This window comes from Streptomyces sp. UC4497, from assembly GCF_054871485.1.
This window is the reverse complement of the sequence record NZ_JBTYHB010000002.1, coordinates 303278-323024: the sequence shown is the minus strand read 5'-3', so window position 1 is coordinate 323024 and position 19747 is coordinate 303278. Positions and strand designations below refer to the sequence as shown.

The following is a 19747-nucleotide window of genomic DNA, read 5'->3' as shown; positions in this document are numbered from 1 at the left end:
AATCCCCTCGTGTTCGCGTGCTCGCGGAAGGACCCCTCCCATGACGACTGTGGCCGGCAAGGCCGGAGAATCCGGTAAACAGGGCCTCGGCTCGATCGCGGCCAGACTCGAACGGCTGCCGCACTCCCGCTGGCACGTCAAGGTGCGCTTCCTGATCGGCGCCGTGACGTTCTTCGAGGCCTTCGACCAGCTCCTCGCCGCCTCCGCACTGCCCGTCCTCATCAAGGACTGGCACCTGTCCACGGGGCAGGCGACCTTCGCGGTCACCACGGGCTCGGTCGGCATGCTGCTCGGCGCGCTGGTCGCCGGGTGGCTGGGGGACCGGATCGGCCGGGTGCGCACGGTGGCCCTCGGCGTGGCGATCACCGGCCTCGGCAGCCTCGCGGTCGCCCTGGCGAACGGGATCGAGCTGTTCTCCCTCTTCCGGTTCATCCAGGGCCTCGGCATCGGCGGCGTCGTCCCGGTCGCGGCCACGTACATCAACGAGATCTCCCGCTCCGACAAGCGGGGCCGCTTCGTCCTGCTCTACGAGATGATCTTCCCGGCCGGACTCGCGGCCGCCAGCCTCGTCGCGGTGTGGGTCGTCCCGAACCTCGGCTGGCGCGCCATGTTCGTCCTCGGCGCGCTGCCCGTCCTGATCGCCGTGGCGCTACCCAAGTACGTCGCCGAGTCGCCGCGGTGGTTGCTGTCGCAGGGGCGTCTGGAGGAGGCCGAGCAGGTCATCGCCCGGATCGAGGGTGAGGTCGAGCGGGCCGTCGGCGAACCGCTGCCGGAGCCCGGCCCTGCGCCCGTGGCGGAGACCGGGCGCGGCCGGCTGCGGGACCTGTTCACCGGCCGCTATCTGCGGCGCACCGCCGTCCTCTCCGGCCTTTGGTTCGTCGCGTACTACGTCAACCACGGCATCTCGACGTGGCTGCCCTCGCTCTACACCAAGAACTTCGGCCTCGACCTGACGACCGCGCTGGTCTACACGCTGCTCAGCAACGTCACCGGCCTGGTCGGCACCTTCGTCGTCGCGCTCCTCATCGACCGGATCGGCCGCCGCCCCGCCCTGGTCGCCGCGCTCGGCGGCACGGCGCTCACCCTCGGGATCCTGGCCCTGGTCGGGGTCACATCGGGGATCCAGGTCGCCCTGTTCGCGTCCTGCACGACGTTCTTCGTCTACGCGATCAACGCGGGCCTCTATCTCTACTCGCCCGAGCTGTACCCGACGCGGAACCGGGCCACCGGCGCGGCCTTCGGCGGACTGTGGAACCGGCTCGGCGTCATCCTCGGCCCGATCACGGTCGGCGCGATCATCGGTTCCGGCGGCGGACTCGGCCTGGTCTTCGCCCAGTTGGCGGCCGTGGCGATGGTCGGTGCGGTGATCGCCCTGTTCGCCGTGGAGACGAAGGGGAAGACGCTGGAGGAGCTCAACTCGTAACGGAGGGTGGGGGTGTCGCGGCGTCGGAGGCAGGTGGCTCCGGCGCCGCCGTCGCGCGAGCGCCCGAGGTCACGCGGGGGCCGGCGGGTCGGCGAAAGCCCTTCGTCACGTGGGGTCCGGCCGATCCGCGAGAGCCCTCCCCAGCGTCCCCAGCAGGCGCCGCAGTTGCCGCCTCTCGTCCACCCCGAGATCGTCGAGCAGCTTCCGCTCGGCCGCCATGCGTTCCTCGGCCACCCGGTCGACCAGCTCCCGCCCTGCCCCGCTCAGCCGCAGGTACACGATCCGCCGGTCCCGGTCGTCCCGCTCCCGCTCGATGAGCCCGGCCCGCTCCAACCGGTCCGCGTGCTGGGTCATCCCGCCGGCCCGGACCGCGCCCGCCGCCGCGAGCTCGCCCATGGTGCGGCGGTGCGGGGCCGGGGTGCGGCTCAGTTCGGCGAGCACCTCGAAGGCAGCGAGACCGATGCCGTGCCGCTTGACGACGCGGCCGATCAGGGTGCGGTAGCGGTCGGCGCAGTCGGTGAGCGCGGCGAAGACACGGGTGTCGGCGTCGGTGGCGGGGGAGCCCTCGGGGCGCGGCGGCTCGGCGACACCCTTCGCCGGCGTGCCGATGGCCGCGGCCAATACATCCGCGAGCAGCGGCTCCAGGTCGGCCGTCGACACCGAGCGGGCCGGCTCGTGCGCGAACAGGTAGCGCTCCATGATGACGCCGAACAGGACGCTGCGGATCATGCCGATTCTGGCCGTCGCCTCGGCGTTTTCGCCGAGCACGCCCCGCAGGGGCCCGGTCACCAGCCGTTCCAGGAGCTCGCTCAACTGCTGTGCGCTGGGCGGGTGGTTGAGCGCCGAGCGGATCAGCGCGGCCAGTGGGTCCTCGGCGGAGAGGCGGTCCCAGCGGTCAAGGTAGGAGTGGGCGAGGGCACCCGGGAGGCCGGCCGGATCGTTGCCCGCATCGTCGAGCAGGGCGGCCGTGACGCCGGTCCCCTCGCCGACGACGGCGCGGAAGAGCCCGTCCTTGGACCCGAAGTACGCCATGACGAGGCCGGGTGTCACCCCGGCCTCGGTGGCGATCGCCCGGATGGCGACGCCCTGGTACCCGTGGGCTGCGAACAGCCGCCGGGCCGCTTCGAGCACGGCCCTGCGGTTCCCCTCGGGATCGTGCGGGCGACCGCGTCGCCTCTCCTGCTGTGCGTCCACGGCGCAACAGTAGTCGAGCCGGGAGCGCGACCCGGCTTATGTACGACCGTTCAAAAAATTTTCCCTTGAGGGTGCTGGTTTGAGCTAACCTCTTGCCAAGACGGTACTTCAGTGTCAATCATTTCAGGCCTTAGGGATACTCGAACCCGCTCCCCGATCCGAGAGGCCTGGTGGCAGACGGCTTGAAACCCACACCCTTCGACTACAGCGCCCCGCGCTCCGTCCCGGAGGCGCTCGCGCTGCTCGCCGACGAGGACCGCGAGCCCAAGGTGGTGGCCGGCGGCCAGTCGCTGATCCCGATGCTGAGCATGCGGCTCGCCCGCCCTGGCCTCCTCGTCGACATCACACGCATCCCCGGCCTCGGTGACCTCTCCGTCGACGCGTCGGGCGCGCTGCGCATCGGCGCCGCCGTCCGCCAGTCCGCCGCGGCCGCAGACCTCCGGCTCCGCGAAGGCTGGCCGCTGCTCGCCGCCGCGATCGGTCACATCGGGCACCCGCAGATCCGGGCCCGCGGCACCGTCTGCGGCAGCCTCGTCCACCACGACCCGGCCGCCGAACTCCCGACCGCCGCCGTGGCGTTGGACGCCCGCTTCGTCATCGCGGGGCCGGCGGGGGAGCGCACGGTCGAGGCCGAGGAGTTCTTCGTCGCCACCTTCCAGACCGCCGTGGAACCGGACGAACTCCTCACCGAGGTCGTGTTCCCGGCCCGCCGCGGCGGCTGGGCCTTCGAGGAACTCGCCCGCCGGCACGGCGACTTCGCCACCGTCGGCGTCGCCGTCCACCTCGATCGCTCGGGCCCCGCCGTGAGCGCCGCCCGCGTCGTCTTCTGCGGCGTCGGCCCCACGCCGGTCCGGCTGCCCGCCGCCGAAGCGGCGCTGACCGGCACCGACGCGGGCCCGGCCGCCCTCGACGCCGCGCGCGAGGCCGCCCTCGCGCACCTCGATCCGTCCGACGACGTCCACGCCACGGCCGCGTATCGCCGCGAGGCCGCTGCCCACCTCCTCGCCCGCGCCTGCACCACCGCATGGGAGCGCACCCGATGACCGCCACGACACCCACGCCCGCCGTCACCCCCAAGGCCGTGCGGACACCGCCGCTCGCCGAACCCTCCGGCTGGCACGAGGTCCACCTCACCGTGAACGGCGAACCCGTCACCGCCCAGGTCGAATCCCGGCTGCTGCTCAGCGACTTCCTGCGCGACCGGCTCCGGCTCACGGGTACGCACGTCGGCTGCGAGCACGGCGTGTGCGGTGCCTGCACCGTCCTGGTCGACGGCACGCCCGTCCGCTCCTGCCTCACGCTCGCCGTGCAGTGCGAAGGCGCCGAACTGCGCACCGTCGAGGGCCTGGCCCGGCCGGACGCGCCGCTCACCCCGGTGCAGGAGGCCTTCCACGCGTGCCACGGCATGCAGTGCGGGTTCTGCACCCCCGGCTTCCTCATGACGGCGACGGCCCTGACCGAACGGGGCGAGCGGCCGGGCGACGCAGAGGTCGCCGACGCGCTCAGCGGCCACCTGTGCCGCTGTACCGGCTACCGCAACATCCGGCGCGCACTGAGTCGGGCCCTCGACGAGACGTACGAGGTCGAAAGTGACGCCACCACCGCCACCGACGCACGGCGAGGGGAGTGACCCGCATGTCCACCACGCCCGCCCCCTGGATCGGCCGCCGCGTCCCCCGCGTCGAGGACGACCGCCTGCTGCGCGGCAACGGCCGCTACGTCGACGACATCGAGCTGCCCGGCGCCGCCGAGGCCGCCGTCCTGCGCAGCCCACACGCCCACGCCCGCATCGAGTCGGTCGACGTGACCGCCGCGCTCGACGCCCCCGGCGTCCTCGCCGTGTGGACGGGTGCCGACGTCGCCCACCTCGCGCCGCTCTTGAACAAGGAGGAGCTGCGCACCCCGCCCCGCCTCGCCGAACTCCTCGCCCCGCGCGTCGCTACGACCCCGATGCCGCTGCTCGCCACCGACAAGGTCCGCTACGTCGGCGAGCCCGTCGCCATCGTCTTCGCCGACAGCCGCTACCTCGCCGAGGACGCCCTCGAACTCGTCGACGTCCGCTACACGCCGCTGCCCGTCCTCGTCGACCCGGACCGCGCCCTCGCGGACGGCGCCCCGCTGCTCCACGAGGACCTGCCGGACAACACGGCGGTGGCCGTCGCCACCCAAGTGGGCGATCCCGATGCCGCGTTCGCCGGCGCGCACACCGTCATCAGCGAGGAGTTCCGGGCCCACCGCTACGTCGCTTCGCCCATCGAGACCCGCGCCGTCGCCGCCCGCGTCGACGCCTATAGCGGTGACCTCACCGTCTGGTCCAACACCCAGACCCCGCACCGCGTCCGTGAGTCCATCGCCACCACCCTCGGCCTCGACGCCGAATCCGTCCGCGTCATCGCCACCGACGTCGGCGGCGGCTTCGGCCAGAAGGGCATCCTCTACGTAGAGGAAATGCTGATCCCGTACGCGGCAGGCAAGTTGGGCCGCCCCGTGGTCTGGCGCGAGGACCGGGGCGAGAACCTCACCGCCGCCTCGCACGCCCGCGAGCAGATCCACCGCATCGAACTCGCCGCCGACGCCGACGGCCACCTCCTCGCCGTACGCGACCGCATCACCGTCAACTTCGGCGCGTACAACATGACCGGCCTGGTCGTCCCGTACAACTCGCTCTGCCACCTCCTCGGCCCCTACCGGATCCCGAACGTCGACATCGACGTCCTCGGCGTCCTCACCAACACCGCCTTCGCCACGCCCTACCGTGGCGCGGGACGCCCCGAGACGGTGTTCGCGATGGAGCGGGTCATGGACCGGCTCGCCGCCCAACTCGAGCTAAATCCAGCAGAGTTGAGGGCCCGCAACCTCATCGGACCCGACGACATGCCGTACACGACCGGCCTCGTCGACCGCTCCGGCAACCCCCAGTCGTACGACTCCGGCGACTTCCCGGAACTGCTGCGCCGCGCCCGCGCCAAGGTGGACGCCACCCGTCGTGAACCGCGCGACGGCAAGCACATCGGTGTCGGCTACGCGATGTACATCGAGGCCACCGGGCTCGGGCCGTTCGAGACCGCGCGCATCGACATCGCCCCCAGCGGCCGCGTCAAACTCGCCATCGGCGCGCCCTCGCAGGGGCAGGGTCACCGCACCTCCATGGCGCAGATCGCCGCCGACGCGCTCGGCGTCCCGCTCGACATCATCGACGTGGTGGGCGGAGACACCTCCGCGACCCCCTTCGGCGTCGGCACCATTGCCAGCCGCGCCCTCGTCAACGCGGGCAACGCCACCCACCGGGCCGGGAAACTCGTACGCGAAAAGGCCCTCGACCTCGCCGCCCGCCGACTCGACGTCCCGGTCACCGAACTCACTCTCACCGAGGGCGTGTTCACCACCAAAATGCCTGCCGGGTCGACGCTCACCCTCGCCGAACTCGCGGGCCGCGCCCCGCTCCCCGGTACCCCCGAACCCGCCGACGGCCGGCACGGCACGGAACTCAGCGAGACCGTCCACTTCCGCCCACCCGGCTTCGCCGTCGCCAGCGGAGCGCACGCCGCCGTCGTTGAAGTCGACCAGCACACCGGCGAGTTGGAGATCCTCCAGTACGTCGTCGTCCACGACGCGGGCGTCATCGTCAACCCGCTCATCGCCGAGGGTCAGGTCACCGGAGGCATCGCCCAGGGCGTCGGCGGCGCCCTCTACGAGGAGATGATCTACGGCCCCGACGGCCAGCCCCGCACCGGCACCTACATGGACTACCTCGTCCCCACGTCCTCCGAGATCCCCGACCTCGACATGGACGAGATCCACTCGCCGAGCCCCATGAACGACCTCGGGGTGAAGGGCCTCGGAGAAGGCGGCGCCATCGCCCCGCAGGCCGTCCTCGCGAACGCCGTCGAGGACGCGCTGCGCCCCTTCGGCGTCGTCGTCCGCCGCGGCCCGCTCTCGCCCAGCCGCATCCGCGACCTGCTGCGCGACGCCCCCGTCGCCACTCACTGACCCACGACCGGAAGAAAGAACCCCGCCATGCAACTCGACCACACCTTCACCGTCCCGGCCGCGCCCGACGACGCCTGGAAGCTCTTCCACGACCTCGGCCGCGTGGCCCCCTGCATGCCCGGCGCCGTCCTCGACACCCTCGACGGCGACACCTTCGCCGGACGGGTGAAGGTCAAGGTCGGCGCGGTGCAGATGAGTTACCGGGGCGAGGGCACCGTGACCCGGGACGATGCCGCCCACACCATGCGGCTCGACCTCAGCGGCAGCGAGACCCGCGGCGCGGGCACGGCCTCCGCGACCGTCACCGCCGAACTCGTCGCCGACCCCGCGGGCACCCGCGTCCGGGTTCGCACCGATCTCGACATCACCGGCAGGCCCGCCCAGTTCGGGCGAGGAATCATGGTCGAGGTCGGCGACCGCATCGTCGGCCAATTCGCCGACCGCCTTGCGGAGTTGATGTCCGGTCCGCAGATGGAGTCCGCCGCTCCGGCTGCCCCCGCCGCCGAACCGGAGGCCGTCGACCTGGGTGCCGCCGCCCTCCCCGTACTCCTGAAGAAGGCCGCCGTTCCGGCCGCTGCCGCACTCGTGGCGTTGATACTGGCCGGGGTGATCGGCAGGCGCCGCCGTGCATCGTTTCAGGGGTAGAATTTTCAGGGGCGTAACAATTGGCGCCCGCCCGTGAGACGTGCGAGGGGACGGGTATGGCCGAGCGGAAGGCGAAGCGGCAGGACGCCGTGACACAGATCGTGGCGGACTGGGCGCGTGAGCGGCCCGAGCTCGACACAGGACCGCTGGAGGTGCTGGCCCGGCTGCACCGCTCGTTCCTGCGCTACAACACCAAGCTCAACGCGTCGATCGAGCGGCACGGCCTGTCCGTCGCCGGCTTCGACGTGCTGACCGCGCTGCGCCGAGCGGGCAAGCCCTACCGGCTCACCGCCGGCCAGCTCGCCGACTCGGGGCTCGTCTCGTCCGCCGGGGTCACCCTGCGGATGGACCGCCTGGAGAAGGACGGCCTGATAGTGCGCGAGCGGGACGCCGAGGACCGTCGGGTCGTCTACTCCCGCCTCACCGACATCGGCCTCGCCAAGGTGGACGAGGTCTTCACGGACCACCTGGCCAACGAGGAGCGCATGCTCGCGGCCATCACCCCGGCCGAACGCCGCCAACTGGCCCGCCTGCTGGGCAAGTTGGAGCACTCGATCCTCGACGCGGACGACGACAGGTAGAGCCCCGCAACCCCGGCGCCGCGCAAGCGGAAGGGGCGGCACCCCCCGTGGGAGCCGCCCCTTCCGCCTGTCCGTGGGACTACTTCTTGTCGAGCACGTCCTGCACCTTCGCCCGCACGTCATCCGTGGCCAGACCGCGGATCGTCAGCGTCGTACGACGGCGCAGCACGTCGTCCTGCGTCTCCGCCCACTCGTGGTCACGCGCGTACACGACCTGCGCCCAGATCTCCGGGGCGTCCGGGTGCACCCGCTCCGCCAGCTCCGGGTTCTCGTTGGCGAGGCGCGCGATGTCGAAGGACAGCGAACCGTAGTGCGTCGCCAGGTGCTTGGCGGTGTCGGCACCCATCCGCGGGCCCGGCGCCGGGCTGTCCACGAGGAGGCGGTGCGCGACGGCGCGCGGGTTGGCGACACCGGGCAGTGGCAGCTTCTTCGGCAGGTCGCTGATCCGCTCGAAGTCGTCACCGAGCGGGTGCCCCGGCAGCGCCTCCAGCTTCTGCATGACCGTGCGGCCGATGTGCCGGAACGTCGTCCACTTGCCGCCCGCGACGGACAGCATGCCGCCCTTGCCCTCGGTGACGACCGTCTCGCGCTTGGCCTTCGACGTGTCGCCGGGCCCGCCCGGCAGCACGCGCAGACCGGCGAAGGAGTACGTGATCAGGTCCCGCTTCAGCTGCTGGTCGCGCACGGAGAAGGCGGCCTCGTCGAGGATCTGGTCGACGTCCTTCTCGGTGACCGAGACATCCGCGGGGTCGCCCTCGTACTCCTCGTCGGTCGTACCGAGCAGCAGCATGTCCTCCCAGGGGAGGGCGAAGGTGATGCGGTACTTGTCGATCGGGGTCGCGAGCGCGGCCTTCCACTGCGAGGTCCGCTTGAGGACGAGGTGCGCGCCCTTGGACAGGCGGATGGACGGCGCCGAGTTCGGGTCCTCCATCTTGCGCAGGTGGTCGACCCACGGGCCCGTCGCGTTCAGCACCAGACGGGCGTTGACCCCGAACTCGTCACCGCTCGTACGGTCCTTGAGCTCGGCGCCGGTGACCCGGCCGTTCGTGAAGCGCAGCCCGGTGACCTCGGAGTGGTTCAGGACCACGGCGCCGGCGTCGACGGCGGCGCGGACCGTCATCAGCGCCATCCGCGCGTCGTTCATCTGGTCGTCGCCGTACACGGCAACGGCCTTCAGGTTGTCCGTACGCAGCTCGGGAACGTCCTGCTGCGCCTTGGACGGGCTCAGCAGGTGCCCCACGCCGTCGCCGAACGCGGACAGCGCGGAGTACGCGAAGACACCCGCGCCCAGCTTGGCCGCGCCGTGCGGGCCGCCCTTGTAGACGGGCAGGTAGAAGGTCAGGGGGTTGGCGAGGTGCGGGGCCACATTGCGGGACACCGCGCGCCGCTCGAAGTGGTTCTCCGCGACCAGCTTCACCGCACCGGTCTGCAGGTAGCGCAGACCGCCGTGGAGCAGCTTGGAAGACGCGGAGGACGTGGCGCCGGCGAAGTCGCCGGCGTCGACCAGGGCCACCCTGAGACCGGACTGCGCCGCATGCCAGGCAGTGGAGATGCCCAGGATGCCGCCGCCGATGACCAGGAGGTCGTACGTCGCCTTGGAAAGCTGCTCGCGGGTCTCGGCGCGGCTCGGGTTGGAACCGGCGACCGGGTGCGTTCCGAGGGCAGGCACGGTCTGCAGGGTGGACTGGGTACTCATGGTGGGGTGTTACTCCTCGACAGAGCTGTCTTCGAGCCAGCCCATGGACCGCTCCACGGCCTTGAGCCAGCTCTTGTACTCACGGTCGCGGGTGGCCGCGTCCATGCGGGGGGTCCACTCGGCGGCCCGGCGCCAGTTGGCGCGGAGCTCGTCGGTGTTGGACCAGAAGCCGACGGCGAGACCGGCGGCGTAAGCGGCGCCGAGGCAGGTCGTCTCGGCGACCATCGGGCGCACCACCGGCGCGTCCAGGAAGTCCGAGAGGGTCTGCATCAGCAGGTTGTTGGAGGTCATGCCGCCGTCGACCTTGAGCGCGGTCAGCTCGACGCCGGAGTCCTTCGTCATGGCGTCGGTGATCTCGCGGGTCTGCCAGGCGGTGGCCTCGAGCACGGCGCGCGCGAGGTGCGCCTTGGTGACATAGCGGGTCAGACCCGCGATGACACCGCGCGCGTCGGAGCGCCAGTACGGGGCGAACAGGCCGGAGAAGGCGGGCACGAAGTACGCGCCACCGTTGTCCTCGACCGAGGACGCCAGGGTCTCGATCTCGGCGGCCGACTTGATCAGGCCCATCTGGTCGCGCATCCACTGCACCAGGGAGCCCGTGACGGCGATCGAGCCCTCGAGCGCGTAGACCGGCTTCTGGTCGCCGATCTGGTAGCCGACCGTGGTCAGCAGCCCGGAGTACGAGTTGATGGCCTTGTCCGCGGTGTTCATCAGCATGAAGGTGCCGGTGCCGTACGTGGACTTGGCCTCGCCCTCGGCGAAACAGGTCTGGCCGAACAGGGCCGCCTGCTGGTCGCCGAGCGCCGAGGCGACCGGGATGCCGCCGAGCAGGTCGCCCAGCTTGCCGCCGGTGACCTCGCCGTAGACCTCGGCGGAGGAGTGGATCTCCGGGAGCATCGACATCGGGACGCCGATGGAGGAGCAGATGCGCTCGTCCCACTGCATCTCGTGCAGGTTCATCAGCATCGTGCGGGAGGCGTTGGTGACGTCGGTGAAGTGCTTGCCGCCGTTGACACCGCCCGTCAGGTTCCAGATGACCCAGGTGTCCATGGTGCCGAAGAGGATGTCGCCGCGCTCGGCGCGCTCGCGCAGGCCCTCGACGTTGTCGAGCAGCCAGCGGGCCTTCGGGCCGGCGAAGTACGACGCGAGCGGCAGGCCGGTCTCGCGGCGGAAGCGGTCCTGGCCGACGTTGCGCCCGAGTTCCTTGCACAGGGCGTCGGTGCGGGTGTCCTGCCAGACGATGGCGTTGTGGACGGGCTCACCGGTGTTCTTGTCCCAGAGCAGCGTCGTCTCGCGCTGGTTGGTGATGCCGATGGCCTTGATGTCGTCGCGGGTGATGCCGGCCTTGGTGACGGCTCCGGCGACGACCTCCTCGACGTTCGTCCAGATCTCGTTCGCGTCGTGCTCGACCCAGCCCGGCTTCGGGAAGATCTGCTCGTGCTCCTTCTGGTCGACGGAGACGATCCGGCCGTCCTTGTCGAACACGATGCAGCGGCTGGACGTGGTGCCCTGGTCGATCGCCGCGATGAAGGGGCCGGTGGTGTGTGCGTCGGTCACGGTGTGCTCCTCGTGGTGCGTGGGGTGGTCGGTCTCGGCGGCGTCGCTCAGAACAGCTTGTAGATGAAGCCGGCGAGGGCACCGCCGATGAGCGGGCCGACCACCGGCACCCAGGCGTACGACCAGTCCGAGCCACCCTTGTTGGGCAGCGGGAGGAGCGCGTGCACGATGCGCGGGCCGAGGTCACGGACGGGGTTGATGGCGTAGCCGGTCGGACCACCGAGGGAGAGACCGATGCTCACCACGACGAGCGCGGTGATGAGGGCGCCGAGGACGCCCAGGCCGTTGCCGTCGTCGTTGAGGCCCTGCGTGAGGATCGCCAGGACGAGCACGACCGTGGCGATGATCTCCGTCATGAGGTTCTGCGCCAGGTTCCGGATCTCCGGACCGGTGGAGAACACGCCGAGCACGGGCCCGGCCTCGGGGGCGGCCTTCGGGTCGACCATGCCCTCGTCGCCGTCCGTGCCGTTGTGCGCGGCGAGAACCTCGGGGTCGGTCAGGTGGGCGTGGAACTGCCCGTAGTAGGCGAGCCAGACCAGCACCGCGCCGATCATGGCGCCGAAGAGCTGGGAGACCAGGTAGAGCGGTACGTCGCTCCACTTGGTGCCGCCCTCGATGGCGAGGCCGACGGTGACGGCGGGGTTGAGGTGGGCGCCGGAGACGCCGCCCACCATGTAGGCACCGGTGAGAACCGCGAAGCCCCAGCCGAACGCGATGGCGACCCAGCCGGCGTTGAACGCCTTAGAGCGCTTGAAAGTGACGGCGGCGCAGACGCCACCGCCCAGCAGAACCAGTACGGCGGTACCTATGGTCTCGCCGAGGAAGATGTCGTGGCTGGACACCCGCGACTCCTTTGTCCTTCGTCCAGGGGAAAACCCGAGTAACGAACCTCCCGGGTCCCTTTCCGGTGGTCCGAGCCCTCAGGCGAGGGTCGGGTCCGGTCTGGCCTGTTCACACTCTAACGCGTATTGCCGGTAGGTGTTCGACAATGCCGACCGATGGACGCGAGTCTCGCTCTGCGGTTCCCGGCTCGTCAAGGGATCTTTTATCGATTGCGCGATCGTTATTGATCGCCTGCGGTTATCGGCCCGCCGTTGTGGGCGACAGGCCGGTGGGGCGTTCAACGATCGTCACTCGGATCGGTGCGACCTGCACCTTGAGCCCCGGAAGGCGCGCCTCGGAACCTCAGAAGCGGCTGGCGCCCAGATCGCGGGAGACGGCACGGGCGCAGTCGCGGACCGCCGCGATCAGCTCGGGACGCAGCCCGCCCGACCCGGCGCCGCCATCGGCCTCGGGGTCCTTGCAGACGCGCTCCACCGCACCGGTGATGCCCACCGCGCCCACCGGCATCCGGTGCCGGTCGTGGATCGGGGCCGCGACCGAGGCCACGCCCTCCCAGGTCTCCTCGACGTCGGCGGCGTACCCGCGCGCACGGGTGAGATCGAACACCGCCTCCAGGTCGGCGGAGTCGCACACCGTGCGCGCTGTGAAGCCCTTGCGCTCGGCCTCCAGGGCCTCGCTGTGCGCCACCGGGTCGTACGCGGAGAGCACCTTGCCCAGGGCCGTGGAGTGCAGCGGGTGCATCGCGCCGACCTCCAGGACCTGCCGGCTGTCGTCGGGCCGGAAGACGTGGTGCACGATCAGCACGCCCTGCTGGTGCAGCACGCCGAGGTAGACCGCCTCGCCGCTGGAGCGGGCCAGGTCGTCCGTCCACACCAGGGCACGCGCTCGCAGCTCGTGCACGTCCAGATAGCTGTTGCCCAGGCGCAGCAGTTCGGCGCCCAGCTGGTAGCGCCCCGAGGCGGAGTCCTGCTCCACGAAGCCCTCGGCCTGCAGGGTGCGCAGGATGCCGTGTGCCGTGCCCTTGGCGAGGCCGAGCGCGGCGGCGATGTCCGAGAGGCCGAGCCGCCGCTCGCCGCCCGCGAGCAACCGGAGCATGGCCGCGGCCCGTTCGAGCGACTGGATGTTGCGTGCCATCGCAGTCCCTTCCTCCCTCGGTTCTTCTCGCTTGCAGGTCGCTGACAGGTCGCTGGCTGGAGTCGCCAAGCAACGTTCGGCAATGCTGAACAGTATCGGTCGTTGCCGACCTCGGGCGAGCGCGGCGTGCGCCAATATTTCCACCGGATGCTTCCGGCCACGACACGCGGACACCGTTCCGGCTTGTGGACGTCACCACGACGGGACCCATCGTCCCCGTTACCCTGACCGGGTGCGCCTCCGGGAGTGGAGCCGCAAAGCCGACAGCCGTCGCACCTCTGGGAGAACTTTCATGGCCTCGTTGCCAACGCCCGCATCCGATCCCCGCGCCCGTGTGGACGCCCTCCGAGAAGCCCTCGCCACCCGCGTCGTGGTGGCCGACGGAGCGATGGGCACCATGCTGCAGGCGCAGGACCCGACCCTCGAGGACTTCGAGAACCTCGAGGGCTGCAACGAGATCCTCAACCTGACCCGGCCCGACATCGTGCGCTCCGTGCACGAGGAGTACTACGCCGTCGGCGTGGACTGCGTCGAGACGAACACCTTCGGCGCGAACCACACGGCCGCCACCGAGTACGACATCGCCCACCGCATCCACGAGCTGTCCGAGTCCGGTGCCCGGCTCGCCCGCGAGGTCGCCGACGAGTTCGCCGCCAAGGACGGCCGACAGCGCTGGGTGCTCGGCTCCATCGGCCCCGGCACCAAGCTGCCCTCGCTCGGCCACATCGACTACGCCACGATCCGCGACGGCTACCAGAAGAACGCCGAGGGCCTGCTCGCGGGCGGCGCCGACGCGCTGATCGTCGAGACCACGCAGGACCTGCTGCAGACCAAGTCCAGCCTCATCGGCGCCCGCCGGGCGATGGACGCGCTCGGTGTCTCGGTCCCGCTGGTGTGCTCGCTCGCCTTCGAGACGACCGGCGTGATGCTGCTCGGCTCGGAGATCGGCGCCGCGCTCACCGCCCTCGAACCGCTCGGCATCGACCTCATCGGCCTCAACTGCTCCACGGGCCCCGCCGAGATGAGCGAGCACCTGCGCTATCTCGCCCGCCACTCGACGACGCCGCTGATGTGCATGCCGAACGCCGGCCTGCCCGTCCTCACGAGCGACGGCGCGCACTTCCCGCTGACGCCGCCGGAGATGGCCGACGCCCACGAGACGTTCGTCCGCGACTTCGGCCTCCAGCTGATCGGCGGCTGCTGCGGCTCGACGCCCGAGCACCTGCGCCAGGTCGTCGAGCGCGTCCGGGGCACCGAGCCGACGCCCCGCACCCCGCAGCCCGAGCCGGGCGCCGCCTCGCTCTACCAGACGGTGCCGTTCCGCCAGGACACCGCGTACATGGCGATCGGTGAGCGCACCAACGCCAACGGCTCGAAGAAGTTCCGCGAGGCCATGCTGGAGGCCCGCTGGGACGACTGCGTGGAGATGGCCCGCGACCAGATCCGCGAGGGCGCGCACATGCTCGACCTGTGCGTCGACTACGTGGGCCGCGACGGCGTCGCCGACATGCAGGAGCTGGCAGGTCGCTTCGCCACCGCCTCGACGCTGCCGATCGTGCTGGACTCCACCGAGGTCCCGGTGATCCGGGCCGGCCTGGAGAAGCTCGGCGGCCGCGCGGTCATCAACTCCGTGAACTACGAGGACGGGGACGGCCCCGAGTCCCGCTTCGCGAAGGTCACCAAGCTGGCCCAGGAGCACGGCGCCGCGCTGATCGCGCTGACCATCGACGAGGAGGGGCAGGCCCGCACCCCCGAGCACAAGGTCCAGATCGCCGAGCGGCTGATCGACGACCTCACCGGGAACTGGGGCATCCTCGAGTCCGACATCCTCATCGACTGCCTGACGTTCACGATCTGCACCGGTCAGGAGGAGTCCCGCAAGGACGGCATCGCCACCATCGAGGCGATCCGTGAACTCAAGCGCCGCCACCCGGACGTACAGACGACGCTGGGCCTGTCGAACATCTCGTTCGGCCTCAACCCGGCCGCCCGTATCGTCCTCAACTCGGTCTTCCTCGACGAGTGCGTGAAGGCGGGCCTGGACTCGGCGATCGTGCACGCCTCCAAGATCCTGCCGATCGCCCGGTTCGACGAGGAGCAGGTGCAGACCGCCCTCGACCTGATCTACGACCGGCGCGCCGAGGGCTACGACCCGCTGCAGAAGCTGATGGCGCTGTTCGAGGGCGCCACCGCGAAGTCCCTCAAGGCCGGCAAGGCCGAGGAGCTGGCGGCCCTCCCGCTGGACGAGCGTCTCAAGGCGCGCATCATCGACGGCGAGAAGAACGGCCTGGAGGCCGACCTCGACGAGGCGCTGGAGACCCGGCCCGCCCTGGACATCGTCAACGACACGCTCCTGGAGGGCATGAAGGTCGTCGGCGAACTGTTCGGTTCCGGCCAGATGCAGCTGCCGTTCGTGCTCCAGTCCGCCGAGGTCATGAAGAACGCGGTGGCCTACCTGGAGCCGCACATGGAGAAGGCCGAGGGCGAGGAGGGCAAGGGCACCATCGTGCTCGCCACCGTCCGCGGCGACGTCCACGACATCGGCAAGAACCTCGTCGACATCATCCTCACCAACAACGGCTACAACGTGGTGAACCTGGGCATCAAGCAGCCCGTCTCCGCGATCCTGGATGCGGCCGCCGAGCACCGGGCCGACGTCATCGGCATGTCCGGTCTCCTGGTCAAGTCGACCGTGATCATGAAGGAGAACCTGGAGGAGCTCAACCAGCGCAAGCTGGCCGCCGACTTCCCGGTGATCCTCGGCGGCGCCGCCCTCACCCGCGCGTACGTCGAGCAGGACCTGCACGAGATCTACGAGGGCGAAGTCCGCTACGCCCGCGACGCGTTCGAGGGCCTGCGCCTGATGGACGCGCTCATCGCGGTCAAGCGCGGCGTGCCCGGCGCGACCCTGCCGGAGCTGAAGCAGCGCCGCGTCCCCAAGCGCGACGTGGTGGTCGAGGAGGCGCCCGACGAGGGCCCCGTGCGCTCCGACGTCGCCGTCGACAACCCGGTCCCCGAGCCGCCGTTCTGGGGCACCCGCGTCATCAAGGGCATCCAGCTCAAGGAGTACGCGTCCTGGCTCGACGAGGGCGCCCTCTTCAAGGGCCAATGGGGCCTGCGCCAGGCGCGCACCGGCGACGGACCCTCGTACGAGGAGCTGGTGGAATCCGAGGGCAGGCCGCGGCTGCGCGGCTGGCTCGACAAGCTGCACACGGACAACATGCTCGAAGCAGCGGTCGTGCACGGCTACTTCCCGTGCGTGTCCAAGGGCGACGACCTGATCATCCTGGACGACGCGGGCAACGAGCGGACCCGGTTCACCTTCCCGCGCCAGCGCCGCGGCCGCCGCCTGTGTCTCGCGGACTTCTTCCGCCCTGAGGAGTCCGGCGAGACGGACGTGGTCGGCCTCCAGGTCGTCACCGTCGGCTCGCGGATCGGCGAGGAGACGGCGAAGCTGTTCGCGTCCGACTCCTACCGCGACTACCTCGAACTGCACGGCCTGTCCGTGCAGTTGGCGGAGGCCCTCGCCGAGTACTGGCACGCGCGCGTGCGCAGCGAGCTGGGCTTCGCGACGGAGGACCCGGACGCCATGGAGGACATGTTCGCCCTGAAGTACCGGGGCGCCCGCTTCTCCCTCGGCTACGGCGCCTGCCCGAACCTGGAGGACCGCGCGAAGATCGCCGACCTCTTGGAGCCGGAGCGGATCGGCGTCCAGCTCAGCGAGGAGTTCCAGCTCCACCCCGAGCAGTCCACCGACGCGATCGTCATCCACCACCCTGAGGCGAAGTACTTCAACGCGCGGTAGCGCGGTGAAGCGGCTGGGGGTCCGGGGGTTATCCCCCGGGAGATACAGCAACGCGCGGTAATCAGAACCAGTCGTACACTGGTCGGTCCAGCGCAGGCCGGTTGCCCCTTGTGTTCGAAAAGGGGCGACCGGCCTCTTCGTCCCTCATGGAGGTGTACGGATGACCAGTACGGTCCCCGCACTCGGTACCCGAACGGCCGAAGGCTCCACGCTTCAGGCCGTGCTCCTCGACATGGACGGAACACTCGTCGACACCGAGGGGTTCTGGTGGGACGCCGAGGTGGCCGTCTTCGCCGAACTCGGCCACACCCTGAACGACGCCTGGCGCCATGTCGTCGTCGGCGGGCCCATGACCCGCAGCGCCGGCTTCCTCATCGAGGCCACCGGCGCGGACATCACGCTGCCCGAGCTGACCGTGCTGCTCAACGACGGCTTCGAGAAGCGCATCAGCAGCTCCCTGCCGCTGATGCCGGGGGCCGCGAGACTCCTCGCCGAACTCGCCGCGCACGACGTGCCGGCGGCCCTCGTCTCCGCCTCCCACCGGCGCATCATCGACCGCGTCCTGGACTCGCTCGGACCGGCCAACTTCCGCCTCACCGTCGCCGGTGACGAGGTCTCACGGACCAAGCCGCACCCCGACCCGTACCTCCTCGCCGCCGCGGGCCTCGACGCCGACCCCACCCGCTGCGCCGTCATCGAGGACACCGCCACCGGCGTCACCTCGGCCGAGGCGGCGGGCTGCCACGTCGTCGCCGTGCCGTCCGTGTCGCCGATCGAGCCCGCGCCCCGGCGCACCGTCGTCCGCTCCCTGGAACACGTCAACGTGCCTTTCCTGCAGGGACTCATGACGTCCTGAAGTCCGCGGGGTGGCTGAATCGGTGCGTACGACAAGCGCGTTACGGCTGTGACCTTTCCCACTCGATCGGGGGTCGACAGCTTGCCGGGTGCATGCTGCGTAACCGCGTTCCGTGCGGCAAGGGGTGCCCTTGTGTCCCGATTGGCCACCCCATGCGACGAACCTTCCTCCTGAGGTGTTTTCGGTGCGTCCACGCCTGATTCCACAGCGTGATGGAAGGTCCGATCCCGCGCCCGCGAACCGCGGCGGCACGCCTATTAATGTCGTCGCGAGAACATCGCCGTACCCTCCCGTCGCCCACGCGTCCCACCCCTCACGCCGGGCCGGCGGGTTCAACAGCTCTGGAGAACTTCGAGCATGAACCGCAAGACTTTGGTGCTGCCGGCCGTCATCGGTCTGCTGGCCCCCGTGCTCGCCGCGTGCGGCGGGTCCGACAGCGGAGACGCGGGCGGCGATGCGATCAAGGTGGGCACCACGGACCGGTTCATCGCCTCCGGGAAGGTACCCGCGCCGTTCGACCCGGCGTACGCCTACGACACCGGGTCCTGGAACGTACTGCGACAGACCGTGCAGACGCTCATGGCGATGCCGCGCAGCGGCAGCGGCGAGCCCGTGCCCGAGGCCGCGGAGAGCTGCATATTCTCCGACAGCGGCAGCGAGCGCTACGCCTGCAAGCTGCGCAAGGACCTCAAGTTCGCCGACGGCAAGCCGATCACCGCTGCCGACGTGAAGTACTCCATCGACCGCGTCAGGAACATCAAGAGCGACAGCGGCTCCTACGGTCTGCTCTCCTCGATCGACACCATCGAGACCCAGGGCGACCGCGAGGTCATCTTCCACCTCAAGTCCCCGGACGCCACGTTCCCGTACAAGCTGGCCACTCCCTCCGCCGGCATCGTCGACCCCGACGAGTACCCGAAGAACAAGCTGCGGGGCGGCTTCAAGGTCAACGGCTCCGGCCCGTACACCCTGAAGGCCACCGTCAAGAACGACGCCGTCGTCAAGACCGTCTTCACCAAGAACCCCCACTACAAGGGGCAGTTGAAGCCGAAGAACGACAAGGTGGAGCTTGACTCCTTCACCAGCGCCGACTCCATGGGCAAGGCGCTGGAGAAGGGCGACATCGACATGATGACGCGCACCATGTCGCCGGAGCAGATCAAGAAGTACACCGACAGCACCGCCGGCGCGCCCAAGAACGTCAACCTGGTCGAGATGCCCGGCATGGAGATCCGCTACCTGGGCTTCGACACCAAGGCGAGCACCGTCCGGGACAAGGCCGTGCGACAGGCCATGGCGCAGCTCGTGGACCGCGGCGAGATCGCCTCCGACGTGTACGGCAACAGCGCCGAGCCGCTGTACTCGCTCGTGCCCAGCGGCATCACGGGCCACCAGAACTCGTTCTTCAACAAGTACGGCAACCCGAGCAAGTCCAAGGCCGCCGCGATCCTGCGGCAGGCCGGCATCAGCACGCCCGTCAAGCTCACGCTGCACTACACGAGCGACCACTACGGACCGGCCACCAAGAAGGAGTTCGAGGTCCTTCAGAAGCAGCTGAACGCCAGCGGCCTGTTCCACGTCGACATCAAGGGCGACGTCTGGGACACCTACCGCGACTCCCAGCTCAAGGGGAAGTACGACGTCTACGGCCTCGGCTGGTTCCCCGACTTCCCGGACGCCGACAACTTCCTCGCGCCGTTCCTCGACGAGGACAACTTCCTGGCGTCCCCGTACACCAACAGCAGCATCCGCGGTGACCTGATCCCGGCCGAGCGCCGCGAGGCCGACCGGCTCACCGCGTCCAAGCCCATCCAGCAGATCCAGAACGTCGTCGCCGACGACGTGCCGGTCCTCCCGCTGTGGCAGGGCAAGCAGTACGTCGCCGCCCGCGACGACATCACCGGGGTGGAGTGGGCGCTGTCCGCCTCCTCGGTCCTCCAGCTGTGGGAGCTGGGCCGCGGCGTCAGCGGCTGAGCCCACCCCGGGGCCGGTCCGCTCGCGGGCCGGCCCCAGCCCGTTCGCT

The 19747-nt window shown here is 70.3% G+C and carries 14 protein-coding genes; 9 read left to right on the top strand and 5 right to left on the bottom strand.

What is annotated here, in order from left to right; translation table 11 throughout:
- The first annotated feature begins 40 nt into the window (after nt 1-40).
- A complete protein-coding gene (locus ACYSUO_RS04190; RefSeq protein ID WP_461774604.1) occupies nt 41-1423 on the top strand; it encodes an MFS transporter in 1383 nt (460 codons plus the stop codon).
- A gap of 105 nt (nt 1424-1528) precedes the next feature.
- On the opposite strand, the gene ACYSUO_RS04185 is transcribed toward ACYSUO_RS04190, so the two are convergent.
- A complete protein-coding gene (locus tag ACYSUO_RS04185; protein ID WP_461774603.1) occupies nt 1529-2617 on the bottom strand; it encodes a TetR/AcrR family transcriptional regulator in 1089 nt (362 codons plus the stop codon).
- A gap of 182 nt (nt 2618-2799) precedes the next feature.
- On the opposite strand from ACYSUO_RS04185, the gene ACYSUO_RS04180 reads away from it, so the two are divergent.
- The 5 genes from ACYSUO_RS04180 to ACYSUO_RS04160 are packed head-to-tail and all read left to right on the top strand — an operon-like array spanning nt 2800 to nt 7833.
- Nucleotides 2800-3660, top strand: a complete 861-nt coding sequence (locus ACYSUO_RS04180; protein ID WP_461774602.1) for an FAD binding domain-containing protein — start codon at nt 2800-2802, stop codon at nt 3658-3660.
- Nucleotides 3657-4247: a (2Fe-2S)-binding protein gene (locus tag ACYSUO_RS04175; protein WP_461774601.1), complete on the top strand. Its 591-nt coding sequence runs from the start codon at nt 3657-3659 to the stop codon at nt 4245-4247. The genes ACYSUO_RS04180 and ACYSUO_RS04175 overlap by 4 nt, the downstream gene beginning before the upstream one ends.
- 5 nt (nt 4248-4252) lie before the next feature.
- Entirely contained in the window at nt 4253-6607 is a 2355-nt protein-coding gene (locus ACYSUO_RS04170) for a xanthine dehydrogenase family protein molybdopterin-binding subunit (RefSeq protein ID WP_461774600.1), read from the top strand.
- A 27-nt stretch (nt 6608-6634) separates the two neighbouring features.
- Nucleotides 6635-7252, top strand: coding sequence for an SRPBCC family protein (locus ACYSUO_RS04165; protein ID WP_461774599.1), 618 nt, complete (start codon nt 6635-6637; stop codon nt 7250-7252).
- A gap of 56 nt (nt 7253-7308) precedes the next feature.
- On the top strand, nt 7309-7833 hold the full coding sequence (locus ACYSUO_RS04160; RefSeq protein ID WP_461774598.1) for a MarR family winged helix-turn-helix transcriptional regulator: 525 nt from the start codon (nt 7309-7311) through the stop codon (nt 7831-7833).
- Between the two features lie 79 nt (nt 7834-7912).
- Here the strand turns inward: ACYSUO_RS04160 and ACYSUO_RS04155 are convergent, their stop codons facing one another.
- The 4 genes from ACYSUO_RS04155 to ACYSUO_RS04140 all read right to left on the bottom strand — a co-directional run bounded on the left by ACYSUO_RS04155 (nt 7913) and on the right by ACYSUO_RS04140 (nt 13063).
- Nucleotides 7913-9529 (bottom strand): glycerol-3-phosphate dehydrogenase/oxidase, encoded by a 1617-nt coding sequence (locus ACYSUO_RS04155; protein ID WP_461774597.1) that lies wholly within the window; start codon nt 9527-9529, stop codon nt 7913-7915.
- Nucleotides 9530-9538: 9 nt separating this feature from the next.
- Entirely contained in the window at nt 9539-11086 is a 1548-nt protein-coding gene (gene glpK / locus ACYSUO_RS04150; RefSeq protein WP_461774596.1) for a glycerol kinase GlpK, read from the bottom strand.
- Nucleotides 11087-11133: 47 nt separating this feature from the next.
- The gene (locus ACYSUO_RS04145) at nt 11134-11928 is read right to left on the bottom strand and encodes an MIP/aquaporin family protein (protein WP_461774595.1); all 795 of its coding nucleotides are present in this window, start codon (nt 11926-11928) and stop codon (nt 11134-11136) included.
- A 343-nt stretch (nt 11929-12271) separates the two neighbouring features.
- Entirely contained in the window at nt 12272-13063 is a 792-nt protein-coding gene (locus tag ACYSUO_RS04140) for an IclR family transcriptional regulator (protein ID WP_461774594.1), read from the bottom strand.
- A gap of 292 nt (nt 13064-13355) precedes the next feature.
- Here ACYSUO_RS04140 and metH point away from each other — a divergent pair, with 292 nt between their 5' ends.
- The 3 genes from metH (at nt 13356) to ACYSUO_RS04125 (ending at nt 19698) form a co-directional block, all read left to right on the top strand.
- Nucleotides 13356-16868: a methionine synthase gene (gene metH, locus ACYSUO_RS04135; RefSeq protein WP_461774593.1), complete on the top strand. Its 3513-nt coding sequence runs from the start codon at nt 13356-13358 to the stop codon at nt 16866-16868.
- 160 nt (nt 16869-17028) lie between these two features.
- The gene (locus ACYSUO_RS04130) at nt 17029-17724 is read left to right on the top strand and encodes an HAD family hydrolase (RefSeq protein ID WP_461774592.1); all 696 of its coding nucleotides are present in this window, start codon (nt 17029-17031) and stop codon (nt 17722-17724) included.
- A 357-nt stretch (nt 17725-18081) separates the two neighbouring features.
- Nucleotides 18082-19698, top strand: coding sequence for an ABC transporter substrate-binding protein (locus ACYSUO_RS04125; RefSeq protein ID WP_461774591.1), 1617 nt, complete (start codon nt 18082-18084; stop codon nt 19696-19698).
- The last annotated feature ends 49 nt before the right edge of the window (nt 19699-19747 follow it).

Excerpts from the sequence above, each read along its gene's own strand:
- ACYSUO_RS04190 (WP_461774604.1), top strand. The coding sequence starts at position 41 with ATGACGACTGTGGCCGGCAAGGCCGGAGAATCCGGTAAACAGGGCCTC.
- ACYSUO_RS04175 (WP_461774601.1), top strand. The coding sequence starts at position 3,657 with ATGACCGCCACGACACCCACGCCCGCCGTCACCCCCAAGGCCGTGCGG.
- ACYSUO_RS04170 (WP_461774600.1), top strand. The coding sequence starts at position 4,253 with ATGTCCACCACGCCCGCCCCCTGGATCGGCCGCCGCGTCCCCCGCGTC.
- ACYSUO_RS04165 (WP_461774599.1), top strand. The coding sequence starts at position 6,635 with ATGCAACTCGACCACACCTTCACCGTCCCGGCCGCGCCCGACGACGCC.
- ACYSUO_RS04160 (WP_461774598.1), top strand. The coding sequence starts at position 7,309 with ATGGCCGAGCGGAAGGCGAAGCGGCAGGACGCCGTGACACAGATCGTG.
- ACYSUO_RS04155 (WP_461774597.1), bottom strand. The coding sequence starts at position 9,529 with ATGAGTACCCAGTCCACCCTGCAGACCGTGCCTGCCCTCGGAACGCAC.
- ACYSUO_RS04140 (WP_461774594.1), bottom strand. The coding sequence starts at position 13,063 with ATGGCACGCAACATCCAGTCGCTCGAACGGGCCGCGGCCATGCTCCGG.
- metH (WP_461774593.1), top strand. The coding sequence starts at position 13,356 with ATGGCCTCGTTGCCAACGCCCGCATCCGATCCCCGCGCCCGTGTGGAC.
- ACYSUO_RS04130 (WP_461774592.1), top strand. The coding sequence starts at position 17,029 with ATGACCAGTACGGTCCCCGCACTCGGTACCCGAACGGCCGAAGGCTCC.
- ACYSUO_RS04125 (WP_461774591.1), top strand. The coding sequence starts at position 18,082 with ATGAACCGCAAGACTTTGGTGCTGCCGGCCGTCATCGGTCTGCTGGCC.